14 protein-coding genes and 2 pseudogenes are annotated in these 17,679 nt (G+C 71.1%); 13 read left to right on the top strand and 3 right to left on the bottom strand.

Annotated features, from left to right (window positions below):
- Together KUF83_RS06420 and KUF83_RS06415 are read right to left on the bottom strand one after the other, a co-directional pair.
- Positions 1-263, bottom strand: a pseudogene (locus KUF83_RS06420) (4-alpha-glucanotransferase); the annotation flags it as partial.
- Positions 263-541, bottom strand: a complete 279-nt coding sequence (locus tag KUF83_RS06415; RefSeq protein WP_217453577.1) for a hypothetical protein — start codon at positions 539-541, stop codon at positions 263-265. The pseudogene KUF83_RS06420 and the gene KUF83_RS06415, both read right to left, overlap by 1 nt.
- A 237-nt stretch (positions 542-778) precedes the next feature.
- Between KUF83_RS06415 and KUF83_RS06410 the strand changes: the two genes are divergently transcribed.
- Positions 779-1,312 (top strand): PadR family transcriptional regulator, encoded by a 534-nt coding sequence (locus tag KUF83_RS06410; protein WP_217453576.1) that lies wholly within the window; start codon positions 779-781, stop codon positions 1,310-1,312.
- A gap of 11 nt (positions 1,313-1,323) precedes the next feature.
- Positions 1,324-1,503: pseudogene (locus tag KUF83_RS06405) on the top strand (ATP-binding cassette domain-containing protein); the annotation flags it as partial.
- Between the two features lie 358 nt (positions 1,504-1,861).
- Here KUF83_RS06405 and KUF83_RS06395 read toward each other — a convergent pair.
- Positions 1,862-2,398, bottom strand: coding sequence for an HNH endonuclease (locus KUF83_RS06395; protein WP_217453575.1), 537 nt, complete (start codon positions 2,396-2,398; stop codon positions 1,862-1,864).
- Between the two features lie 275 nt (positions 2,399-2,673).
- On the opposite strand from KUF83_RS06395, the gene KUF83_RS06390 reads away from it, so the two are divergent.
- The 11 genes from KUF83_RS06390 (at position 2,674) to KUF83_RS06340 (ending at position 17,677) form a co-directional block, all read left to right on the top strand.
- Positions 2,674-3,759, top strand: a complete 1,086-nt coding sequence (locus tag KUF83_RS06390; protein ID WP_217453574.1) for a mechanosensitive ion channel family protein — start codon at positions 2,674-2,676, stop codon at positions 3,757-3,759.
- Between the two features lie 381 nt (positions 3,760-4,140).
- Complete coding sequence (locus KUF83_RS06385) at positions 4,141-5,355, top strand: ROK family transcriptional regulator (protein ID WP_217453573.1); 1,215 nt, start codon at positions 4,141-4,143, stop codon at positions 5,353-5,355.
- 131 nt (positions 5,356-5,486) lie between these two features.
- Positions 5,487-6,824, top strand: coding sequence for an ABC transporter substrate-binding protein (locus KUF83_RS06380; protein WP_217453572.1), 1,338 nt, complete (start codon positions 5,487-5,489; stop codon positions 6,822-6,824).
- 5 nt (positions 6,825-6,829) lie between these two features.
- Positions 6,830-7,786, top strand: a complete 957-nt coding sequence (locus KUF83_RS06375; protein ID WP_217453571.1) for a carbohydrate ABC transporter permease — start codon at positions 6,830-6,832, stop codon at positions 7,784-7,786.
- Between the two features lie 3 nt (positions 7,787-7,789).
- Positions 7,790-8,686: a carbohydrate ABC transporter permease gene (locus tag KUF83_RS06370; protein WP_217453570.1), complete on the top strand. Its 897-nt coding sequence runs from the start codon at positions 7,790-7,792 to the stop codon at positions 8,684-8,686.
- A 1-nt stretch (position 8,687) separates the two neighbouring features.
- On the top strand, positions 8,688-9,953 hold the full coding sequence (locus tag KUF83_RS06365; protein ID WP_217453569.1) for a 6-phospho-beta-glucosidase: 1,266 nt from the start codon (positions 8,688-8,690) through the stop codon (positions 9,951-9,953).
- Positions 9,944-10,918 carry an N-acetylglucosamine kinase gene (locus KUF83_RS06360; protein WP_217453568.1) on the top strand — a complete coding sequence of 325 codons (975 nt, stop codon included), beginning with the start codon at positions 9,944-9,946 and terminating at the stop codon, positions 10,916-10,918. Before KUF83_RS06365 ends, KUF83_RS06360 begins: the two co-directional genes overlap by 10 nt.
- Before the next feature lie 225 nt (positions 10,919-11,143).
- Positions 11,144-12,601: a hypothetical protein gene (locus KUF83_RS06355; protein ID WP_217453567.1), complete on the top strand. Its 1,458-nt coding sequence runs from the start codon at positions 11,144-11,146 to the stop codon at positions 12,599-12,601.
- A gap of 14 nt (positions 12,602-12,615) precedes the next feature.
- Positions 12,616-13,629 (top strand): glutamate ABC transporter substrate-binding protein, encoded by a 1,014-nt coding sequence (locus KUF83_RS06350; RefSeq protein ID WP_217453566.1) that lies wholly within the window; start codon positions 12,616-12,618, stop codon positions 13,627-13,629.
- A gap of 71 nt (positions 13,630-13,700) precedes the next feature.
- The gene (locus KUF83_RS06345) at positions 13,701-15,023 is read left to right on the top strand and encodes a hypothetical protein (protein WP_217453565.1); all 1,323 of its coding nucleotides are present in this window, start codon (positions 13,701-13,703) and stop codon (positions 15,021-15,023) included.
- The gene (locus KUF83_RS06340) at positions 15,020-17,677 is read left to right on the top strand and encodes a serine/threonine-protein kinase (RefSeq protein ID WP_217453564.1); all 2,658 of its coding nucleotides are present in this window, start codon (positions 15,020-15,022) and stop codon (positions 17,675-17,677) included. Before KUF83_RS06345 ends, KUF83_RS06340 begins: the two co-directional genes overlap by 4 nt.
- Positions 17,678-17,679: the final 2 nt, after the last annotated feature.

The following is a 17,679-nucleotide window of genomic DNA, read 5'->3' as shown; positions in this document are numbered from 1 at the left end:
GCCCCGGCCGAGGGGCCGGGCGCTGGCGGGGTCGCGGGTGCGGACCCGGTCCAGCACACCAGCGTCGGCGGCAGCAGCCGCTCCCGGAGTTCCGCCTCGCGCGCGGCGAGGGAGCCGCGGACGGCGTCCGGCGTCCCGGCAGGTACGCCCAGCGCGGCGAGCGCGGCGACGACCGCCTCGTCCGAGGCCGCGACCGTGCGGTCGGGGGACGGGCTGTAGGACGTGGCGACGCCGTACAGGGCGGCGAGCCGGGAGAGGGGCATCAGACCCCCGACGGGACCAGGCCGGCGGCGGCACCCGTGGAGGTGGGCTCGCTGGTGAGGGGCGCGGCGTCGGCAAGAGGAGGTTCGCTGGTGAGGGGCGCGGCGTCGGGCAGCGGCGGCTCGCTGGTGAGCGGCGCCTCGGCGGCGGCTCCCTCGGCGGTGAAGATGCAGTACTGCGGGTGAGGGTCGATGTCGGGGAGGTCGGTGTCGGGGTGGGCGGTCTCGTCCGCCGGGCGTTTGGAAAGGGCCGAGAGCAGAAGCTGTGCCGATGCGGCCACGGGGGCCTCCTTGGTAGTCGTACGGGCGGGTCAGGGCAGCCCTACCCAGCAGGCGGGCCCGCAGACGTGACAGCTCCTACAACGTGTGCCTGGTCACATTCTGACCCGGATGGGCGGCATGACCAAGAGCGCCTGCGCGATCACCCGGCGCGACCGGACCCACGACTCCCGCCGCGGGGCGGCCTTTTCGGCGATCACTATTCACTCAGTACATATACTCAGTGCATACTGGTTGGCATGAGCACCCGCCACATCCTGCTGGGACTGCTCGCCGGAGGGCCGAGCCACGGCTACGACCTCAAGCGACGCCATGACGAACGCTTCCCACAGGCCCGCCCGCTGGCCTACGGGCAGGTCTACACGACGTTGCAGCGCCTGGTCCGGGACGGTCTGGCCGAGGTCGACGGGACCGACTCGGACGGCGGCCCCGAGCGGACGATGTACCGGTCCACCGACGAGGGAGCGAACGAACTCGTCGGCTGGGCGGGCGAGATCACCCCGCCCGCGCCCTTCGTGACGAACGAGATCTTCGCCAAGGTCGTCTGCGCGATCCTCGCCTCGACCGACCCCGCCGCCTACCTGAGCGCCCAGCGCGCCGCGCACATGGCACGGATGCGGGAGCTCACGGCGGTCAAGACCGCCCCGGGCGGCGACCTGGCGACGGTCCTCTCGGCCGACTACGCCCTCAACCACCTCGACGCCGATCTGCGCTGGATGACCACCACCGCGGCCCGGCTCACCACTTTGACCGCGGAGGTAGATCCGGCATGACCAGCCCGCCCATGAGCAGTACCCACCGGCCCGCGCCGATCCTGGCGGCCCGGGAGCTCGACCGGACGCACGGCAGGACCCGGGCGCTGCGCGGCGCCGCCGTGGAGCTGTGCGCGGGCGAGATCCTCGCCGTCACCGGCGCGAGCGGCAGCGGCAAGTCGACGCTGCTGCACTGCGTACGGGCGGTGCTCGGCCGGGCCCTGATCCTGGAGACGGCCCTGCCGCTGGCTCCCGCGATGCTGGTGGCGGGGCTGGGAGGCGCGGGGATCTGTGTCTGGTACGCCACGGTCCCCGAGGGCACGCACGCGGTTCCGCTGCTGCCGCTGCTCGTGCCCGTGGCCGTGTACGCGGCCTGTCTGCTCGCCGCGGCCACCTCGCTCCCCCTCCTGGGCCGCTCGGTCCGCCCGGCGGAGCTGCGCTTCGCGTGAGCGCGCCGCGGGGACGGCGTGCGAGAGCTCCGGCTCTCCGGGAGGCACGAGGGGACCTCCCGGAGAGCCGGGAAAGACCGGCGGGACCGGCCCTCGCAGGGCAAGACGAAGGCCCGGATCGTCAGGCGGAGATGCCGTCGATCCGGGCCATGGCGTCCTCGGCCCCGTACGGCTGCAGGTAGGGCAGCCACCGCGGGTCCCTGTGTCCGGTCCCGATGATGCGCCACGCGAGCCCCGTCGGCGGGGCCGGTTTATGGCGCAGGCGCCAGCCGATCTCGACCAGGTGACGGTCGGCCTTGGTGTGGTTGCAGCGGCGGCAGGACGCCACCACGTTGTCCCAGGCGTGCTGACCCCCGCGGCTGCGCGGGATGACGTGGTCGACGCTGGTTGCGACGCCACCGCAGTACATGCACCGGCCGCCGTCCCGGGCGAAGAGCGCCCGGCGGGTCAGCGGAACAGGCCCCCGGTAGGGGACCCGCACGAACCTTTTCAGCCGGACCACGCTGGGAGCGGGGACAGTGACGGTCGCGCTGTGCATGAAGGCGCCGGATTCCTCGAGACAGACAGCCTTGTTCTCGAGGACGAGGACGAGCGCGCGGCGGAGCGGTACGACACCGAGGGGCTCGTACGACGCGTTGAGGACCAGGACATGCGGCACGGATGGCCTCCTTGTACGCCGGCGGCGCGTGGCTCGCGCCGGGACGATCTGTAGTCAGTCTCCCCTCAGGCCGTGTGGAAGCGCCACCATGTCCCGGTAACGGGCTGGGAGTGTTTTCAACCACACATCCTTCATCCCCAGGTGAGCACGGTCTCTCCCTCGAACATTGCAACGATCCACACACGATGCCCCGTTAGTGTGGTGGTTCCGCCCGTCGGCGCCCCACCCGATGTCCCCATGCCGCGGGCGGGCCGCTACGCCTGGAGGTACCTGCCGTGTTCTTGTCCGTCCTGTCGGCCGCCGATCCCACCGAGGAACCGACGTCGCCCACACTCCAGGACGCCCAGGACAGCGCCACGAACGCCGCGAGCTGGGTCGAGCAGAACTGGTCCACCTGGCTCAGCATCGGCCTGCGCGTGCTGCTGATCCTGGTCATAGCGGCCGTACTGAGAGTGGCCATCCGGCGGACCATCACGAAGTTCATCGACCGCATGAACCGTACGGCGCAGGCGGTCGACGGCACGGCCCTCGGGGGCCTCCTGGTCAACGTCGAGCGCCGCCGCCAGCGCTCCCAGGCCATCGGCTCGGTGCTCCGCTCGGTCGCGTCCTTCACCATCATGAGCACGGCCGCGCTGATGATCCTCGGCACGTTCCAGATCAACCTGGCACCGCTGCTGGCCTCCGCGGGTGTGGCGGGTGTGGCGATCGGTTTCGGCGCCCGCAACCTGGTGACCGATTTCCTCTCCGGCGTCTTCATGATCCTGGAGGACCAGTACGGCGTAGGGGACACGGTCGACGCCGGGGTGGCCTCCGGCGAGGTCATCGAGGTGGGCCTCAGGGTCACCAAGCTCCGCGGCGACAACGGCGAGATCTGGTACGTCCGCAACGGCGAGGTCAAGCGCATCGGAAACCTCTCCCAGGGCTGGGCCACGGCCTTCGTCGACGTCACGGTCCGCTCCGACGAGGACCTCGACCGCGTCCGTTCGGTCCTCGCCGAGGTCGGCGAGGCGATGAGCAAGGACGAGCCCTGGAACGAGCGCCTGTGGGGCCCGATAGAGGTCCTCGGCCTCGACAGCGTCCTCCTGGAGTCGATGGTGGTGCGGGTCTCGGCGAAGACCATGCCGGGCAAGGCCCTCTCCGTGGAGCGCGAGCTGCGCTGGCGCATCAAGCAGGCCTTCGACCGGGTGGGCATCCGCATCGTGGGCGGCCTCCCGGTCCCGGCCGACGACGAGCCGGCACCGGACCCGACAGCGGGCATGGCGGCCCCGTCGGCCTACTCCAACTCGGCGTCCCCGCAGTCGCAGACGGCGTCCCCGATAGCGCCGGTCGCACCGGCGGTGCCGTCGAACGTGACCAAGTAGGCGAGAGAGCTTTCTCATACGTGTGGGGCGGTCCCGGGAGCGATCCGGGACCGCCCCACACGCATGCATGCCTCCGCGCCACACCTTCCGCCCCACCCGTCCGCCACGCCCTGCTGCTCCCCGTCGTGCCCGTCGCTCTCCGACGCCCGCCGTCCGTGGCCTGCGACCGCCCCGCGCCGCTCCCGACGCCCGCCGGACCCTCTGCCGCGGAACGCCAGGTAACGACTTCGCTTCCCGCCAGTGGCCGGTATTGACGCCTCCCCCACCCCCGGCCTACCTTCCTCCCATCGATAGGAAAGTTTCCTAACAATGATCCCTCGGTGGACTTCCCGGTGACCACGCTGGGAAGCTGGGCAGCCGAAAGGCAGGTGTCGACACGTCATGGCAGGAACCTCCGGTACGCCGGGCACCCCACGCGTCCTGCGCGCCATGAACGACCGCGCCGCGCTCGACCTCCTGCTGGAGCACGGTCCGCTGTCCCGGACCCGCATCGGCAAGCTGACCGGACTGTCGAAGCCGACCGCTTCCCAGCTGCTCGCCCGGCTGGAGGCGGCGGGACTCGTCGTCGTCACCGGCACCAGCGAGGGACGGCCCGGGCCCAACGCGCAGCTGTACGCGGTCAACCCGGCCGCCGCGTACGCCGCCGGGCTCGACGTGACGCCCGAGCGGATCCTCGCCGCCGTCGCCGACGTGACCGGACGGACGGTGGGCGAGTACGAACTGCCCACCCCCGGCCGGCGCGCAGCCCACACCGTCGTGCGGCAGGTCACCGACGCCCTCGACGGCTCGGTGAAGGAGGCGGGGCTCGCCCGGGCCGACATCCAGCGGCTCGTCATCGGCACCCCCGGCGCCTTCGACCCGAACACGGGCCGGCTGCGCTATGCCTCCCACCTGCCCGGCTGGCACTCCCCCGCCCTGCTCGACGAGCTCGCGGCGGCACTGCCGATGCCCGTCGAGTACGAGAACGACGTCAACCTGGCCGCCGTGGCCGAACAACGGCTCGGTGCGGCCCGGGGCCACGAGGACTTCGTGCTGCTGTGGAACGAGGGCGGCCTCGGCGCGGCCCTGGTGCTCGGCGGCCGGCTGCACCGCGGCTGGACCGGCGGCGCCGGCGAGGTCGGCTTCCTCCCCGTGCCCGGCGCACCCCTCGTACGGCACGTCACCAAGGCCAACAGCGGTGGCTACCAGGAGCTGGCCGGCTCCCAGGCCATCCCGAAGCTGGCCCGCGAACTCGGTATCAGGCCCGTACCCACGGGGCCGTACTCCGAGGTCGCCGCCGAACTCGTCGGGCAGGCCGCGGACATCAACGCGGGCGCCCACCGACAGCTGCTGGAGACATACGCGACGGGGCTCGCCACCGGCCTCGCCTCGCTCGTCTCCGTCCTCGACCCCGAACTCGTCGTCCTCAGCGGCGCCTCGCTCAGCAGGGGCGGCGAACCGCTGCGCGCACTGGTGCAGGCCGAGTTGGAGGAGCTGGCCGCGTCCCGGCCGCGCCTCGTCGTCGGCGACGTCCACGAACACCCCGTGCTGCGCGGCGCTTTGGAGAGCGCGCTCGCGGCCACCCGTGACGAGGTCTTCGACACCTCGGCCCACTGAGCCCGTAGCCCGTCCTCCCGACCCGACCCCCCGACCCGCGGACCACGCCCGTACCCGCAGCCCGGCACCCGCACGTCGAACAGCCCCATCCCACACCGTCCAGCCCCGCCCCGTCCCAGGGAGACCCTGCCATGCCCGGAATATCCCGAAAAGCGGCCGCAGTGCTCGCCGCCTCCGCCTCCATCGCCCTGCTCGCCACCGGCTGTACCGGCCAGTCCGACGCCGGCGCCACGGACGACCCGAACGCCGAGACCACGATCACGTTCTGGCACGGCTGGAGCGCGCCCGCCGAGGTCAAGGCCGTCCAGGCGAACATCGACCGCTTCGAGAAGGCGCACCCCAACATCAAGGTGAAGGTCGTCGGCAACATCAACGACGACAAGCTCAACCAGGCGCTGCGCGCGGGCGGTTCCAACGGGCCCGACGTGGTGTCGTCGTTCACCACGTCCAACGTCGGCAAGTTCTGCTCGTCCGGTGCCTTCGCCGACCTCAAGCCGTTCATCGAGAAGTCGAAGCTCGACCTCGACAAGATCATCCCGAAGCCGATGCTGGAGTACACCCAGTTCGAGGGCACGCGCTGCGCGATGCCGCTGCTGGGCGACGCGTACGGCCTCTACTACAACAAGGACGCGTTCGAGGAGGCCGGCATCAAGGCTCCGCCGAAGACGTGGTCCGAGTTCGCGAAGGTCGCCGAGAAGCTGACGAAGACCAAGGGCGACTCGTACGAGCAGCTCGGCTTCATGCCCAACTACCACGGCTACGAGACCGTGGTGGACCACTACATGTCGCAGTGGGACCACTCCTACTTCGGCAAGGACGGCAAGTCCGCCATCGCCGAGGACCCGGCCTTCGCCGAGATGTTCACGTACCAGAAGAAGCTCGTCGACGACCTCGGGGGCTTCCAGAAACTGGAGAAGTACCGCAACACGTTCGGTGACGAGTGGGGCGCCAAGCACCCCTTCCAGACCGGCCAGGTCGCCATGCAGCTCGACGGCGAGTGGCGGCTCGGCATGGCGAAGGACGCGGGCGTGAAGTTCGACATCGGCACGGCGCCGATGCCCGTCGCCGACGACGAGGTCGACGAGTACGGCAAGGGCTTCCTCTCCGGCACCATCATGGGAATCGCTCCGCAGAGCAAGAAGCAGAACGCGGCCTGGGAACTGATGAAGTACATGACGACCGACACCGAGGCCGTCGTCTCCTTCGCCAACGCCATCCACAACGTGCCGTCCACGCTCGCCGCCCTGAAGTCGCCCGGCCTGAAGGTCGACCCGGGCTTCAGGACCTTCCTGGACATCGCGCAGAACCCGCACTCCAACACCCCGCCGGCCTCCGTCAACGGCTCGACCTACCAGACGACGCTGCAGGACTTCGGCTACCAGTACGAGTCCGGCAAGGCGAAGGATCTGAAGGCCGGTCTGAAGAAGACCGCCGACCAGATCGACCGTGACATCGAGCAGGCGAAGTAGCGGCCATGTCCACGCCTCCCGCGGCCACGCTCACGCTGCGTACGAAACGCAGGAAGCAGGCTCTGCGCACGGCCGCCTTCATGTCGCCGTGGCTCATCGGCTTCAGCGTCTTCTTCGCATACCCGCTGATCTCCACCGTGTACTTCTCGTTCATGAAGTACGACGGCTTCGGTGTCCCGGTCTTCCGGGGACTGGAGAACTGGAACTACGTCTTCAACGACTACCCGATGTTCTGGCCCGCGCTGCGCAACACCCTGTGGCTGGTGCTCGTCATGGTCACGTTCCGGGTCGTCTTCGGCCTGGGAATCGGCCTGCTGATCACGAAGATCAAGACCGGGGCGGGTGTCTTCCGCACCCTGTTCTACCTGCCCTACCTGGCGCCGCCCGTCGCGGCCACGCTGGCCTTCGTCTTCCTGCTCAACCCGGGGACCGGACCGGTCAACTCGGTCCTCGGCGACCTCGGTCTGCCGACCCCCGGATGGTTCACGGACTCCACCTGGTCCAAACCCGCCCTCACCATGCTCGCCCTCTGGGGCGTCGGCGACCTGATGGTCATCTTCATGGCCGCGCTGCTCGACGTACCGAAGGAGCAGTACGAGGCCGCCGAGCTGGACGGCACGTCCGCCTGGCAGCGGTTCCGGTTCGTGACGCTGCCGAACATCTCGCCGATCATCATGTTCGCGGTGGTCACCGGCGTGATCCAGACGATGCAGTACTACACACAGCCGCTGGTCGCGGGAAAGGTCGCCTCCGGGATCATCGGCGGCTCGGGCCAGCAGTTCGAACCGGGATACCCCGACAAGTCGACGCTCACCCTGCCGCAGCTCGTCTACAACCTCGGCTTCCAGCGCTTCGACTACGGCTCCGCGTGCGTGGTCGCGCTGGTGCTGTTCGCCCTGTCCATGGCGTTCACCGCGTTCCTGATGCGGCGCCGGGGCGGTCTCATCCAGGCAGGTGACTGACCCATGACCCAAGTACTCGACAAGCCCGTGGAGTTGGAGGCGCCGCCGGTCACGCCCGCCGAGCGGACCGCCCGCCGCAAGGCCCTCCTGGAGTGGATCGCCGTGCACGCGCTCGGCGTCGCGGCCGCCCTGTTCTTCGTCCTGCCCTTCGTGTTCGTCGTCCTGACGTCACTCATGAGCGACTCCCAGACACTGAGCCGGGACCTGGTCCCGGACACCTGGGAGTGGGGCAACTACACAAAGGTGTTCGACACACCCGGCTTCCTCACCTGGTGGAAGAACACCCTGCTGTACGCGGGCGCCGGCACCGCCCTGACGGTCGCGTCCTCCGTCCCGGTGGCGTACGCGCTCGCCAAGTTCCGCTTCCGTGGCCGGAACCTGTCGCTGATGCTGGTCATCTCGATGATGATGCTGCCGCCCCAGGTCATCATCATCCCGATGTACCTGTTCTGGGCGAAGCAGCTGGATCTGTCGGGCACGCTGTGGCCGCTGATCATCCCGATGGCGTTCGGCGACGCGTTCTCCATCTTCCTGCTGCGGCAGTTCCTGATGACGATCCCGAACGAGTACATCGACGCGGCGAAGGTCGACGGCTGCGGGGACCTCAGGACCCTGCTGAAGGTCGTACTGCCGATGGCCAAGCCCGGTATCGCCGCCGTCGCGCTCTTCCAGTTCTTCTACGCCTGGAACGACTACTTCGGGCCGCAGATCTACGCGTCCGAGAATCCCGGCGCCTGGACCCTGAGCTACGGCCTGGAGTCCTTCAAGGGCGCGCACCACACCGACTGGAATCTGACGATGGCCGCGACCGTCCTGGTCATGGCCCCCGTGATCCTCGTGTTCTTCTTCGCGCAGAAGGCGTTCGTCGAGGGCGTCACGCTCACCGGAGTGAAAGGTTGACATGAAACTCGCAGTAGTGGGCGGGGGCTCCACCTACACCCCTGAACTCATCGACGGATTCGCGCGGTTGCGGGAGACCCTGCCCATCGAGGAGCTGGTCCTCGTCGATCCGGCGCTGGACCGTCTGGAGCTCGTCGGCGGCCTGGCCCGGCGGATCTTCGCCAAGCAGGGGCACCCGGGGCGCATCACCACGACCGACGACCTCGACGCGGGCGTCGACGGCGCCGACGCCGTGCTGCTCCAGCTCCGCGTGGGCGGCCAGGCGGCCCGCAACGAGGACGAGACGTGGCCGCTGGAGTGCGGCTGCGTCGGCCAGGAGACCACCGGCGCGGGCGGCCTCGCCAAGGCGCTGCGTACGGTCCCGGTGGTGCTCGACATCGCCGAGCGCGTCCGGCGCGCCAATCCGGACGCCTGGATCATCGACTTCACCAACCCCGTCGGCATCGTGACCCGCGCCCTCCTCCAGGCCGGCCACAAGGCGGTCGGACTGTGCAACGTGGCGATCGGGTTCCAGCGGAAGTTCGCCGCGATGCTCGGTGTCGCCGCCGCCGATGTGCACCTGGACCATGTGGGCCTCAACCACCTCACCTGGGAAACCCATGTGCGACTCGGCGGCCCCGAGGGCGAGAACGTACTGCCGAAGCTGCTCGCCGGGCACGGCGACACCCTCGCCGACGACCTGCGCCTGCCCCGCGGCGTCCTCGACCGCCTGGGCGTCGTCCCGTCCTACTACCTGCGCTACTACTACGCGCACGACGAGGTCGTACGAGAGCTGGGTACGAAGCCGTCGCGGGCCGCGGAAGTCGCGGAGATGGAGCGTGAGTTGCTGACGATGTACGGCGACCCGGCGCTCGACGAGAAGCCGGCGCTGCTGGCGAAGCGGGGCGGGGCATACTACTCGGAGGCCGCCGTCGACCTCGCCGCGTCCCTGCTGGGCGGGGGCGGGAGCCCGTACCAGGTGGTGAACACGTACAACCGGGGGACGCTGCCGTTCCTGCCCGACGACGCCGTGATCGAGGTGCAGGCGGCGGTCGGGCACCCGGGGGCCGCTCCGCTGCCGGTGGCGCCGGTCGACCCGCTGTTCGCGGGGCTGATGGCGAACGTCACCGCGTACGAAGACCTGGCCCTGGAGGCCGCGCTGCGCGGCGGCCGTGAGCGGGTGTTCCGGGCGCTGCTCGCCCACCCCCTGGTCGGCCAGTACGCGTCCGCCGACGCCCTCACCGACCGGCTGATCGCGCACAACCGGGAGCACCTCGCGTGGGCGTGACCGCAAGGGTCCTCGCCGTCGACGCGGGGAACAGCAAGACCGACGTCGCGGTCGTGGCGGCCGACGGGAGCGTGCTCGCCACGGCGCGCGGCGGCGGGTTCCGGCCCCCCGCCGTGGGTGTCCGGCAGGCGGTGGACACCCTCGCCGAGGCCGTCGGCCGGGCCTTCGCCGAGGCGGGCGTCACCGCCGTCGACCATGTCTCCGCGTGCCTCGCCAACGCCGATCTGCCCGTGGAGGAGGAACAGTTGGCCGCCGCTCTGCACGCGCGCGCGTGGGGGGCGACCGTGGAGGTCCGCAACGACACCTTCGCGATCCTGCGCGCCGGGGTCGAGGAACCGCGGGGCGTCGCCGTGGTGTGCGGTGCGGGCATCAACTGCGTGGGCATGCGGCCCGACGGCCGGGTCGCCCGCTTCCCCGCCCTCGGCCGGGTCTCCGGTGACTGGGGCGGGGGCTGGGGCCTCGCCGAGGAGGCCCTGTGGCACGGGGCGCGCGCCGAGGACGGTCGCGGGGGCGCCACCGCGCTGGCCCGTACCCTGCCCGCGCACTTCGGTCTCACCACGATGTACGAGCTGATCGAGGCCCTGCACCTGGAGCACATCGAGGACGTCCGGCGCCACGAGCTGACGCCCGTCCTGTTCGCCACGGCCGCGGACGGCGACCCGGTCGCCCGTGCGCTCGTCGACCGGCTGGCGGACGAGATCGTGAGCATGGCGGTCGTCGCCCTGGCCCGGCTCGACCTGCTGGACGAGGAGGCGCCGGTCCTGCTCGGCGGCGGTGTGCTGGCCGCCCGCCACCCCCAACTCGACGACCGCGTACGGGAGCTGCTGGCCGAGCGGGCGCCCAAGGCCGCGCCCCGGGTCGTCACCGCCCGGCCGGTCCTCGGGTCGGCGCTCCTCGGACTCGACCACGAGGGTGCCCCGGCCCGGGCGCACGCCCGCGTACGGGAGTTTTACGAGGTGGTCTGAGCACGCCGGGAACCGAACAGTTCGGGTTGGCGTATTCATGGGCAGGGGTGGTGCGGGATCTTCGCTGTGCCGTATCCGGGCAAGGCCTGGCTCCGATCGGAACAAGATCGAGTCAAGGCCTGTGCGGATGTCGGTCCCGGCGGCGATACTTGCGGCCGTGCTCCTCTTTCCCGTGCCTCCCGGCGCCGGGCGGAGGTGACCGGCGATGACCATGGGGGAGGTCGAGTGACGTACCAGCAGCAGGGCACGGCGGCGCCACCGGGGATGCCGGCGCCCACGATGCCCGCGGTCCCGCCGCAGGCTCCGCCGCCCGGGCCGCAGGGCCGTCCCGGCGCTCCCGAGGTCGCGCCCCCACGCCGTACGGCGTGGGCGGAGGGTGTCGACCAGCTGCGGGCCGCGGCGACCACCGAGCCCGGCCGGCTGCGCATCATCGGCGCGGTGCTCGCCCTCCTCGTCGTCGCGTTCGGGGCGATCACCGCCTGGGAGATGACGGACCGGTCGGCCGCCGCGGACGACGTGCTGCACAGCAGCCAGCCGCTGAGCGCCGACGCCGCGGACATCTACCGCTCCCTCGCCGACGCCAACACAGCGGCGTCCAGCGGCTTCCTCGCGGGCGGCCAGGAGACGAAGGCCTCCCGCGACCGGTACGAGCGGGACATCGACAACGCCGCGGAGAAGCTGGTGACCGCGGCAGCCAACTCCGAGCCGGGTTCCGCCTCGGAGAAGACGATCACCAAGCTGAACACGATGCTGCCCGAGTACAAGGGCCTCGTGGAGCGCGCCCGGGCCAACAACCGTCAGGGTTTCCCCCTCGGCGGCGCCTACCTGCGGTACGCCAACGCGAAGATGCAGGTGATGCTCGATGACGCCGAGCGTCTCTACACGGTGGAGAACCAGCGGCTGCGGTCCGACTACGACGACGCGACGCCGTACCCGTGGATCGCGATCGGTGTCGGCGTCCTGGCCATCGGCGGCCTCGGCTGGGCCCAGCACCGCAACTACCGCCGTACGAACCGGGTGCTGAACCACGGACTGGTCGCCGCCACCGCGGCCTCCACGGTCGTCCTGCTGTGGCTGGTGGTCGGCCACAGCGTCGCGCGGGCCGGGCTGAACGACTCGTACGACAACGCGGTCCGCTCGCTGAACACGCTGAACGACGCCCGGATCGCCTCGCTCAAGGCCCGGGGCAACGAGAACCTCACGCTGGTCGCCCGGGGCGCGGAGACCGTGAAGCTGGGCACGGGCCCGGACGCGGAGGTCGTGGACGCCTTCGACCACGACTTCAAGCTGCAGATGAAGCTCCTCACCACGAAGCTGGCCGCCGCCGAGGGCCTCGCCGACAACAGCGCGGGCACGAAGCCGGTCGAGGCGGCCACGGCCAACATGAAGGTCTGGAAGGAACGGCACACGGAAGCCCGCGAACAGGACAACCTGGGCAACTACCAGGGCGCGCTGGACCGGGTGATCGGCTCGAACGACAAGAAGCCCACGGGCGAGTGCTTCGACAAGGTCGACGAGGCACTCGCCGACGCGATCACGCACGAGCAGGCCGAGTTCAAGCAGGCGGCCGGGGACGGCCGGGGCGCGATGAACGGCCTCGTGGTGGGCGCCGCGGTGCTCGCCGTACTGGCCGCCGCCGGCGCGCTGCTCGGCATCGGACGCAGGCTGTCGGAGTACCGGTGAGAGGGGGCACGACGATGAACACACAGCGTTTGCGGACCGGTCTGAGGGGCTGGGGCGGAGTGGCGGCGATGGCGGTCGTCTGCGCCCTCGCGGCGGTGTTCGCCCTTCTGCTGCCGGTGTCCCAGACCCGCGGGGAAGGCACCACGGACGCCGACGGCCGGGGTGTGGCCCAGGCCTCGCAGACCAGGGCCGAGGACTGCAAGAACCCCCAGGACCAGAGTCCGGCGCCGGACTCCGGCCCGCAGGACGGGGCGACGATCCAGCGGATCAAGGACGCCGGTCACCTGACCGTCGGCGTCGACCAGAACAGCTACCGCTGGGGCTACCGCGACCCGAACAACACGTCGGGCGGCGCCCAGTTGGAGGGCTTCGACATCGACCTGGCGCAGGCGATCGCGGACGAGATCCTCGGCAAGAAGAAGAACAACGTCCGCTTCCAGGCCATCCCGACCAACCAGCGCGTCCCGGCGATCCAGGACGGGAAGGTCGACATGGTGGTGCGCACCATGACGATCAACTGTGACCGGCTGGGTCAGGTGGCCTTCTCCTCGCCCTACTTCGAGACCGGCCAGCAGGTGCTCGCACCGAAGAAGTCGGACATCAAGGGGTACGACGGCACTCTCGCGGAGAAGCGGATCTGCTCGGCGTCGGGCTCGATCGCCCTGGAGAAGCTGGAAGCGGACAAGGCGAGCGGGGTCATCCCCAAGTCCGCCGACATCGGCGTCACCGTGCCGAACCAGCTCGACTGCCTGGTGAGGCTGCAGCTCGGTGAGGTGGACGCCGTGGTCACCGACGGCGCGCTCGCCGCCAGCCAGGCCGCGCAGGACCCCACGGTCGAGCTCAAGGGCAAGCCGCTCACGGACGAGTACTACGGAGTGGCGATGAACCTGAAGGCTCCCGATCTGGTGCGCCGGGTCAACCAGATCCTGGTGGACTACCGCAAGGACGGCTGGCAGAAGTCGTACGACACCTGGCTCGCCGGGACGCTCGGCGAGAGCGACGGGCCTCCTCCGGTCCAGTACAAGTAGGCGACACCGGCACAGCGCACACGGCGGCAGTGACAGCGACAGGGCAAGTACCAAGAAGCGAGGGGTGATCGATGGGCGTCACGGGACCCTCCGGGCCGGTACTGGACCGGGACGAGGTGGACCGTGCGCTGGCGCGGCTCGGCGCGGAGCACGAGGCCATCGAGACCTCGCTCCTCGCCCTGCAGGACCACGCGGGCCGCAGACTCCTCGAAGGTGCCGAGCTCACGGGCACCACGGACGACCGCTGGCAGACCGCCGAGGCGTCGATCACCCTCCTGTGGGCGTACTTCGACGCCTACGCGGACGCGCTGCGCACCGCGCGGGGGATCCGCTCCCGCAGACGCTGGTCGAGCCGCGAGGACCTGGTGGAACTGACGGAGCTGCTGCGCGGCGAGAGCGTCACGGTGGCCGGCAGTGCCTCCGCCACGGCGGCCGCTCCCACGATGGCGGGCACGGGCAAGCTCAGCGAGCGCTTCACCCTCGCCGAACTCGTGGACCGGATGAACGAGTTGTACGCCTCATCGCTGGACATGGTCGTCGCGGCGGACGCGGTGTGGTCGGCGCTGCCCGCCCGGATAGACCTGCTGGCCGCGGAGTTGCAGCGCACCCGGCGTCTCGCGCACTCCGTGGGCGTACGGCCCGGCGAGCACCCGTCGGGTGACGACCTGGAGCGGATCACGCGCACGCTGACGTCCCTGCGTGAGCAGGTGGTGTCCGATCCGCTGGCCTTCTGGGTGCCCGCGCAGGGCAGTTCGGCGCCGGGCGGCGGCCGGCCCGACACCACGCGCTACGACGCTGAGGCGCGCGCTCTGGAGGAGGTGCGCCGCGAGATCGACGCCGTGCTCACGGTGCGGCAGGACGCGGAGGCGCGGCTGGTGCGGCTGCGGGACGTGCTGAGCCGCGCGGACCGCACGCTGGCCGAGGCGAGGAGTGCGCGCGGCGAGGTACTGGCGAAGATCGCCGCGTCCGAGGTGCCCGCGGTGAGCGGCCCGCCGACCGCCCTGCAGGAGCAGCTGGCGGCGGCCTCCGAGTACCGCAGGCACGCGCAGTGGCACCGCCTCTCGCCGCTCCTGGAGTCGCTGGAGGAGAAGGCCGAGGACGAACTGCTGCGTGCCCGCGAGTCGTTGACCGCGGTCACCGCGCCGCTCGCGGTCCGCGCGGAGCTGCGCGGCCGTCTCGACGCGTACAAGGCGAAGGTCGCGCGGCACGGCTTCGCCGAGGACCCGCTGCTCGTGGAGCGCTACGACGCGGCACGACGGATGCTGTGGAGCGCGCCCTGCGACCTGCGTGTGGCGGAACAGGCGGTGCTGCGCTACCAGCAGGCGGCCGCCGAAGTGCTGGTGCCCAGGGTCCCGGGCCACGGCGGACCACAGGACCGGAGGGGGGAGTCATGAGTCAGTCGAACGAAACTCGGCAGAGTCAGCAGAAGCAGTGCCAGCGGCCCGGCTGCACGGGCTCGTACGAGGACATGGGTGGCGGCGAGCTGTACTGCGACACCTGCGGCCTGGCGCCGGTGGTCTCGTCCGGGGGTCCCTCCTCGGGCGAGGGCATGGTGGGGTCCCCGCCGACCGGGATCACGGGGGGCGGCAAGGGTTCGCGCGGCTCCGGCAGCGGCAGCTCGCGCGCCAGCTCCCGGGCGTCGTCCCGCTCCTCGTCGCGGTCGGCCCAGTCCCGGCGTTCGGTCTCGGGCCGTCTGTCGCGGTCCGTCTCGGGCCGCTCGACGGGCCGTTCGGTGTCGGTGCGCAGCTCCGGTTCGGCGGCCGGGTCCTCCAGCCGCGGCCGGCTCGGCGTGGGCCTCGTGCAGGTCCCGGGCGTGCCGCGGCCCGACCCGCGTGAGATGGTCCAGGAGAACCCCGAGGTTCCCGAGCGGAAGCGATTCTGCTCGCGCTCCGACTGCGGGGCCCCGGTGGGGCGTTCACGGGGTGAGCGTTCCGGGCGCACGGAGGGCTTCTGCACCAAGTGCGGCCACCCGTACTCGTTCATGCCGAAGCTGCAGTCCGGTGACATCGTGCACGGCCAGTACGAGGTCGTGGGCTGCCTCGCGCACGGCGGGCTCGGCTGGGTCTATCTTGCGGTCGACCGGGCCGTGTCCGACCGCTGGGTGGTCCTCAAGGGCCTCCTCGACACGGGCGACCAGGACGCCATGGCCGCCGCGATCTCCGAGCGCCGCTTCCTCGCCGAGATCGAGCACGCGAACATCGTGCGGATCTACAACTTCGTGGAGCACCTCGACCAGCGCACCGGCTCCCTCGACGGCTACATCGTCATGGAGTACGTCGGGGGCAAGTCCCTCAAGGAGATCGCCAACGGCCGCCGCAACGCCGCCGGGAAGCGCGACCCGCTGCCGGTGGAGCAGGCCTGCGCCTACGGCATCGAGGCGCTCGAAGCCCTCGGCCACTTGCACAGCCGCAACCTCCTGTACTGCGACTTCAAGGTCGACAACGCGATCCAGACCGAGGACCAGCTCAAGCTGATCGACATGGGCGCCGTGCGCAGGATGGACGACGACGAGTCGGCCATCTACGGCACGGTCGGCTACCAGTCCCCGGAGGTCGCCGAGGTGGGCCCGTCGGTCGCCTCCGACCTCTACACGGTGGCCCGCACCCTGGCGGTGCTGACCTTCGACTTCCAGGGCTACACGAACGTGTTCGTGGACTCCCTGCCCGACCCCGACAACATCGAGGTCTTCCGCACCTACGAGTCCTTCTACCGGCTGCTCGTGCGGGCCACCGACCCCGACCCGGCCCGCCGGTTCGCCTCCGCGCAGGAGATGGCCGAGCAGCTGACGGGTGTGCTGCGCGAGGTCGTCTCCGTGCAGACGGGCCGGGCGCGGCCCGCGCTGTCCACGCTGTTCGGTCCCGAACTGAAGGTCACGGACACGGAGTTGTTCGGCAGGCTGGACGGGGACGTGTCGCGGCTGGGGGTACGGGTCGTGCCCGTACGGGAGAAGAAGGGCGCGCCGGCTCTGACGGCCGGGGCGAACGGCTCGCGGGCCCTCGCGCCCGCCGCGGCCTCCCTCGTCAAGCCACTGAACACCGCGGCCGCCGCGCTGGCCCTCCCGGTCCCCCACGTCGATCCCGCCGATCCGAACGCCGGGTTCCTGGCCGGGCTCATGGCGTCCGCGCCCGCGGAGCTGATCACCGCGCTGCACGCGGCGCCCACCGGCTCCCTGGAGCTGCGGCTGCGCGAGCTGCGGGCCCGTCTGGAGATGGGCGAGTTCCAGCCCGCGACCAGGACGCTCGAAGCCCTGGAGACGGACCATCCCGACGACTGGCGGGTGGTCTGGTACCGGGGCGTGGCGGCGCTGGCCACCGGCGACCACGAGGTCGCGGCGGTGTCCTTCGACGCGGTCTACGACGCGTTCCCGGGCGAGCCCGCGCCGAAGCTGGCCCTCGGCCTGTGCGCGGAGGTCCTCGGCCAGCTGGACAACGCCGCCGAGTACTACCGGCTGGTGTGGACGACCGACCCGAGCTATGTGAGCGCCGCGTTCGGCCTGGCCCGCGTCCAGCTCGCGGCGGGCGACCGCCCGGGTGCCGTACGGACGCTGGAGTCGGTGCCGGAGTCCTCGATCCACTACACGGCCGCGCGGGTCGCCGCCGTCCGGGCGCGGCTGAGGCAGCGCCTGGCCGAGACGGCCCCGCCGGCCCCGTTGGTCCCGCCCGCCCCGGGAGTTCCGGGGGCGGCGGCGCACGGGCAGGGGCCACCGGGTGCCGGGGGTCCGGGCGCGCCGTTCCTCGACGACCTGACCTCGGCCGCGGCCCAGGTCGAGGCCCTGGACGGGTACGGCCTGGACGCGGTGCGCCGCGAGCAGTTGTCCACAGAGGTCCTTGGTTGCGCCCTGGACTGGGTACTCTCCGGTATCCAGGGTTCCGTACCGCCGAGTGCCGGTGCGCGGACCGTACTGCTCGGCAGTGACCTGGACGAGCGGGGTCTGCGCTTCGGTCTGGAGCGCTCGTACCGGACACTGGCCCGGCTCGCCCAGGGTGGCGAGGAGAGGATCGAACTGGTGGAGCGCGCCAACCGCTACCGCCCCCGGACGTGGGTGTAATT

The organism is Streptomyces sp. BV286 (genome assembly GCF_019090165.1).
In the GTDB taxonomy this organism is placed as follows: domain Bacteria; phylum Actinomycetota; class Actinomycetes; order Streptomycetales; family Streptomycetaceae; genus Streptomyces.
Note: the sequence above shows the minus strand (reverse complement) of the source record. Positions and strands in the feature narration are given on the sequence as shown.

Bases quoted from the DNA above. Each gene is read 5' to 3' on its own strand.
- KUF83_RS06410 (WP_217453576.1), top strand. From the start codon at position 779: ATGAGCACCCGCCACATCCTGCTGGGACTGCTCGCCGGAGGGCCGAGC.
- KUF83_RS06385 (WP_217453573.1), top strand. From the start codon at position 4,141: ATGGCAGGAACCTCCGGTACGCCGGGCACCCCACGCGTCCTGCGCGCC.
- KUF83_RS06380 (WP_217453572.1), top strand. From the start codon at position 5,487: ATGCCCGGAATATCCCGAAAAGCGGCCGCAGTGCTCGCCGCCTCCGCC.
- KUF83_RS06375 (WP_217453571.1), top strand. From the start codon at position 6,830: ATGTCCACGCCTCCCGCGGCCACGCTCACGCTGCGTACGAAACGCAGG.
- KUF83_RS06370 (WP_217453570.1), top strand. From the start codon at position 7,790: ATGACCCAAGTACTCGACAAGCCCGTGGAGTTGGAGGCGCCGCCGGTC.
- KUF83_RS06365 (WP_217453569.1), top strand. From the start codon at position 8,688: ATGAAACTCGCAGTAGTGGGCGGGGGCTCCACCTACACCCCTGAACTC.
- KUF83_RS06350 (WP_217453566.1), top strand. From the start codon at position 12,616: ATGAACACACAGCGTTTGCGGACCGGTCTGAGGGGCTGGGGCGGAGTG.
- KUF83_RS06345 (WP_217453565.1), top strand. From the start codon at position 13,701: ATGGGCGTCACGGGACCCTCCGGGCCGGTACTGGACCGGGACGAGGTG.
- KUF83_RS06340 (WP_217453564.1), top strand. From the start codon at position 15,020: ATGAGTCAGTCGAACGAAACTCGGCAGAGTCAGCAGAAGCAGTGCCAG.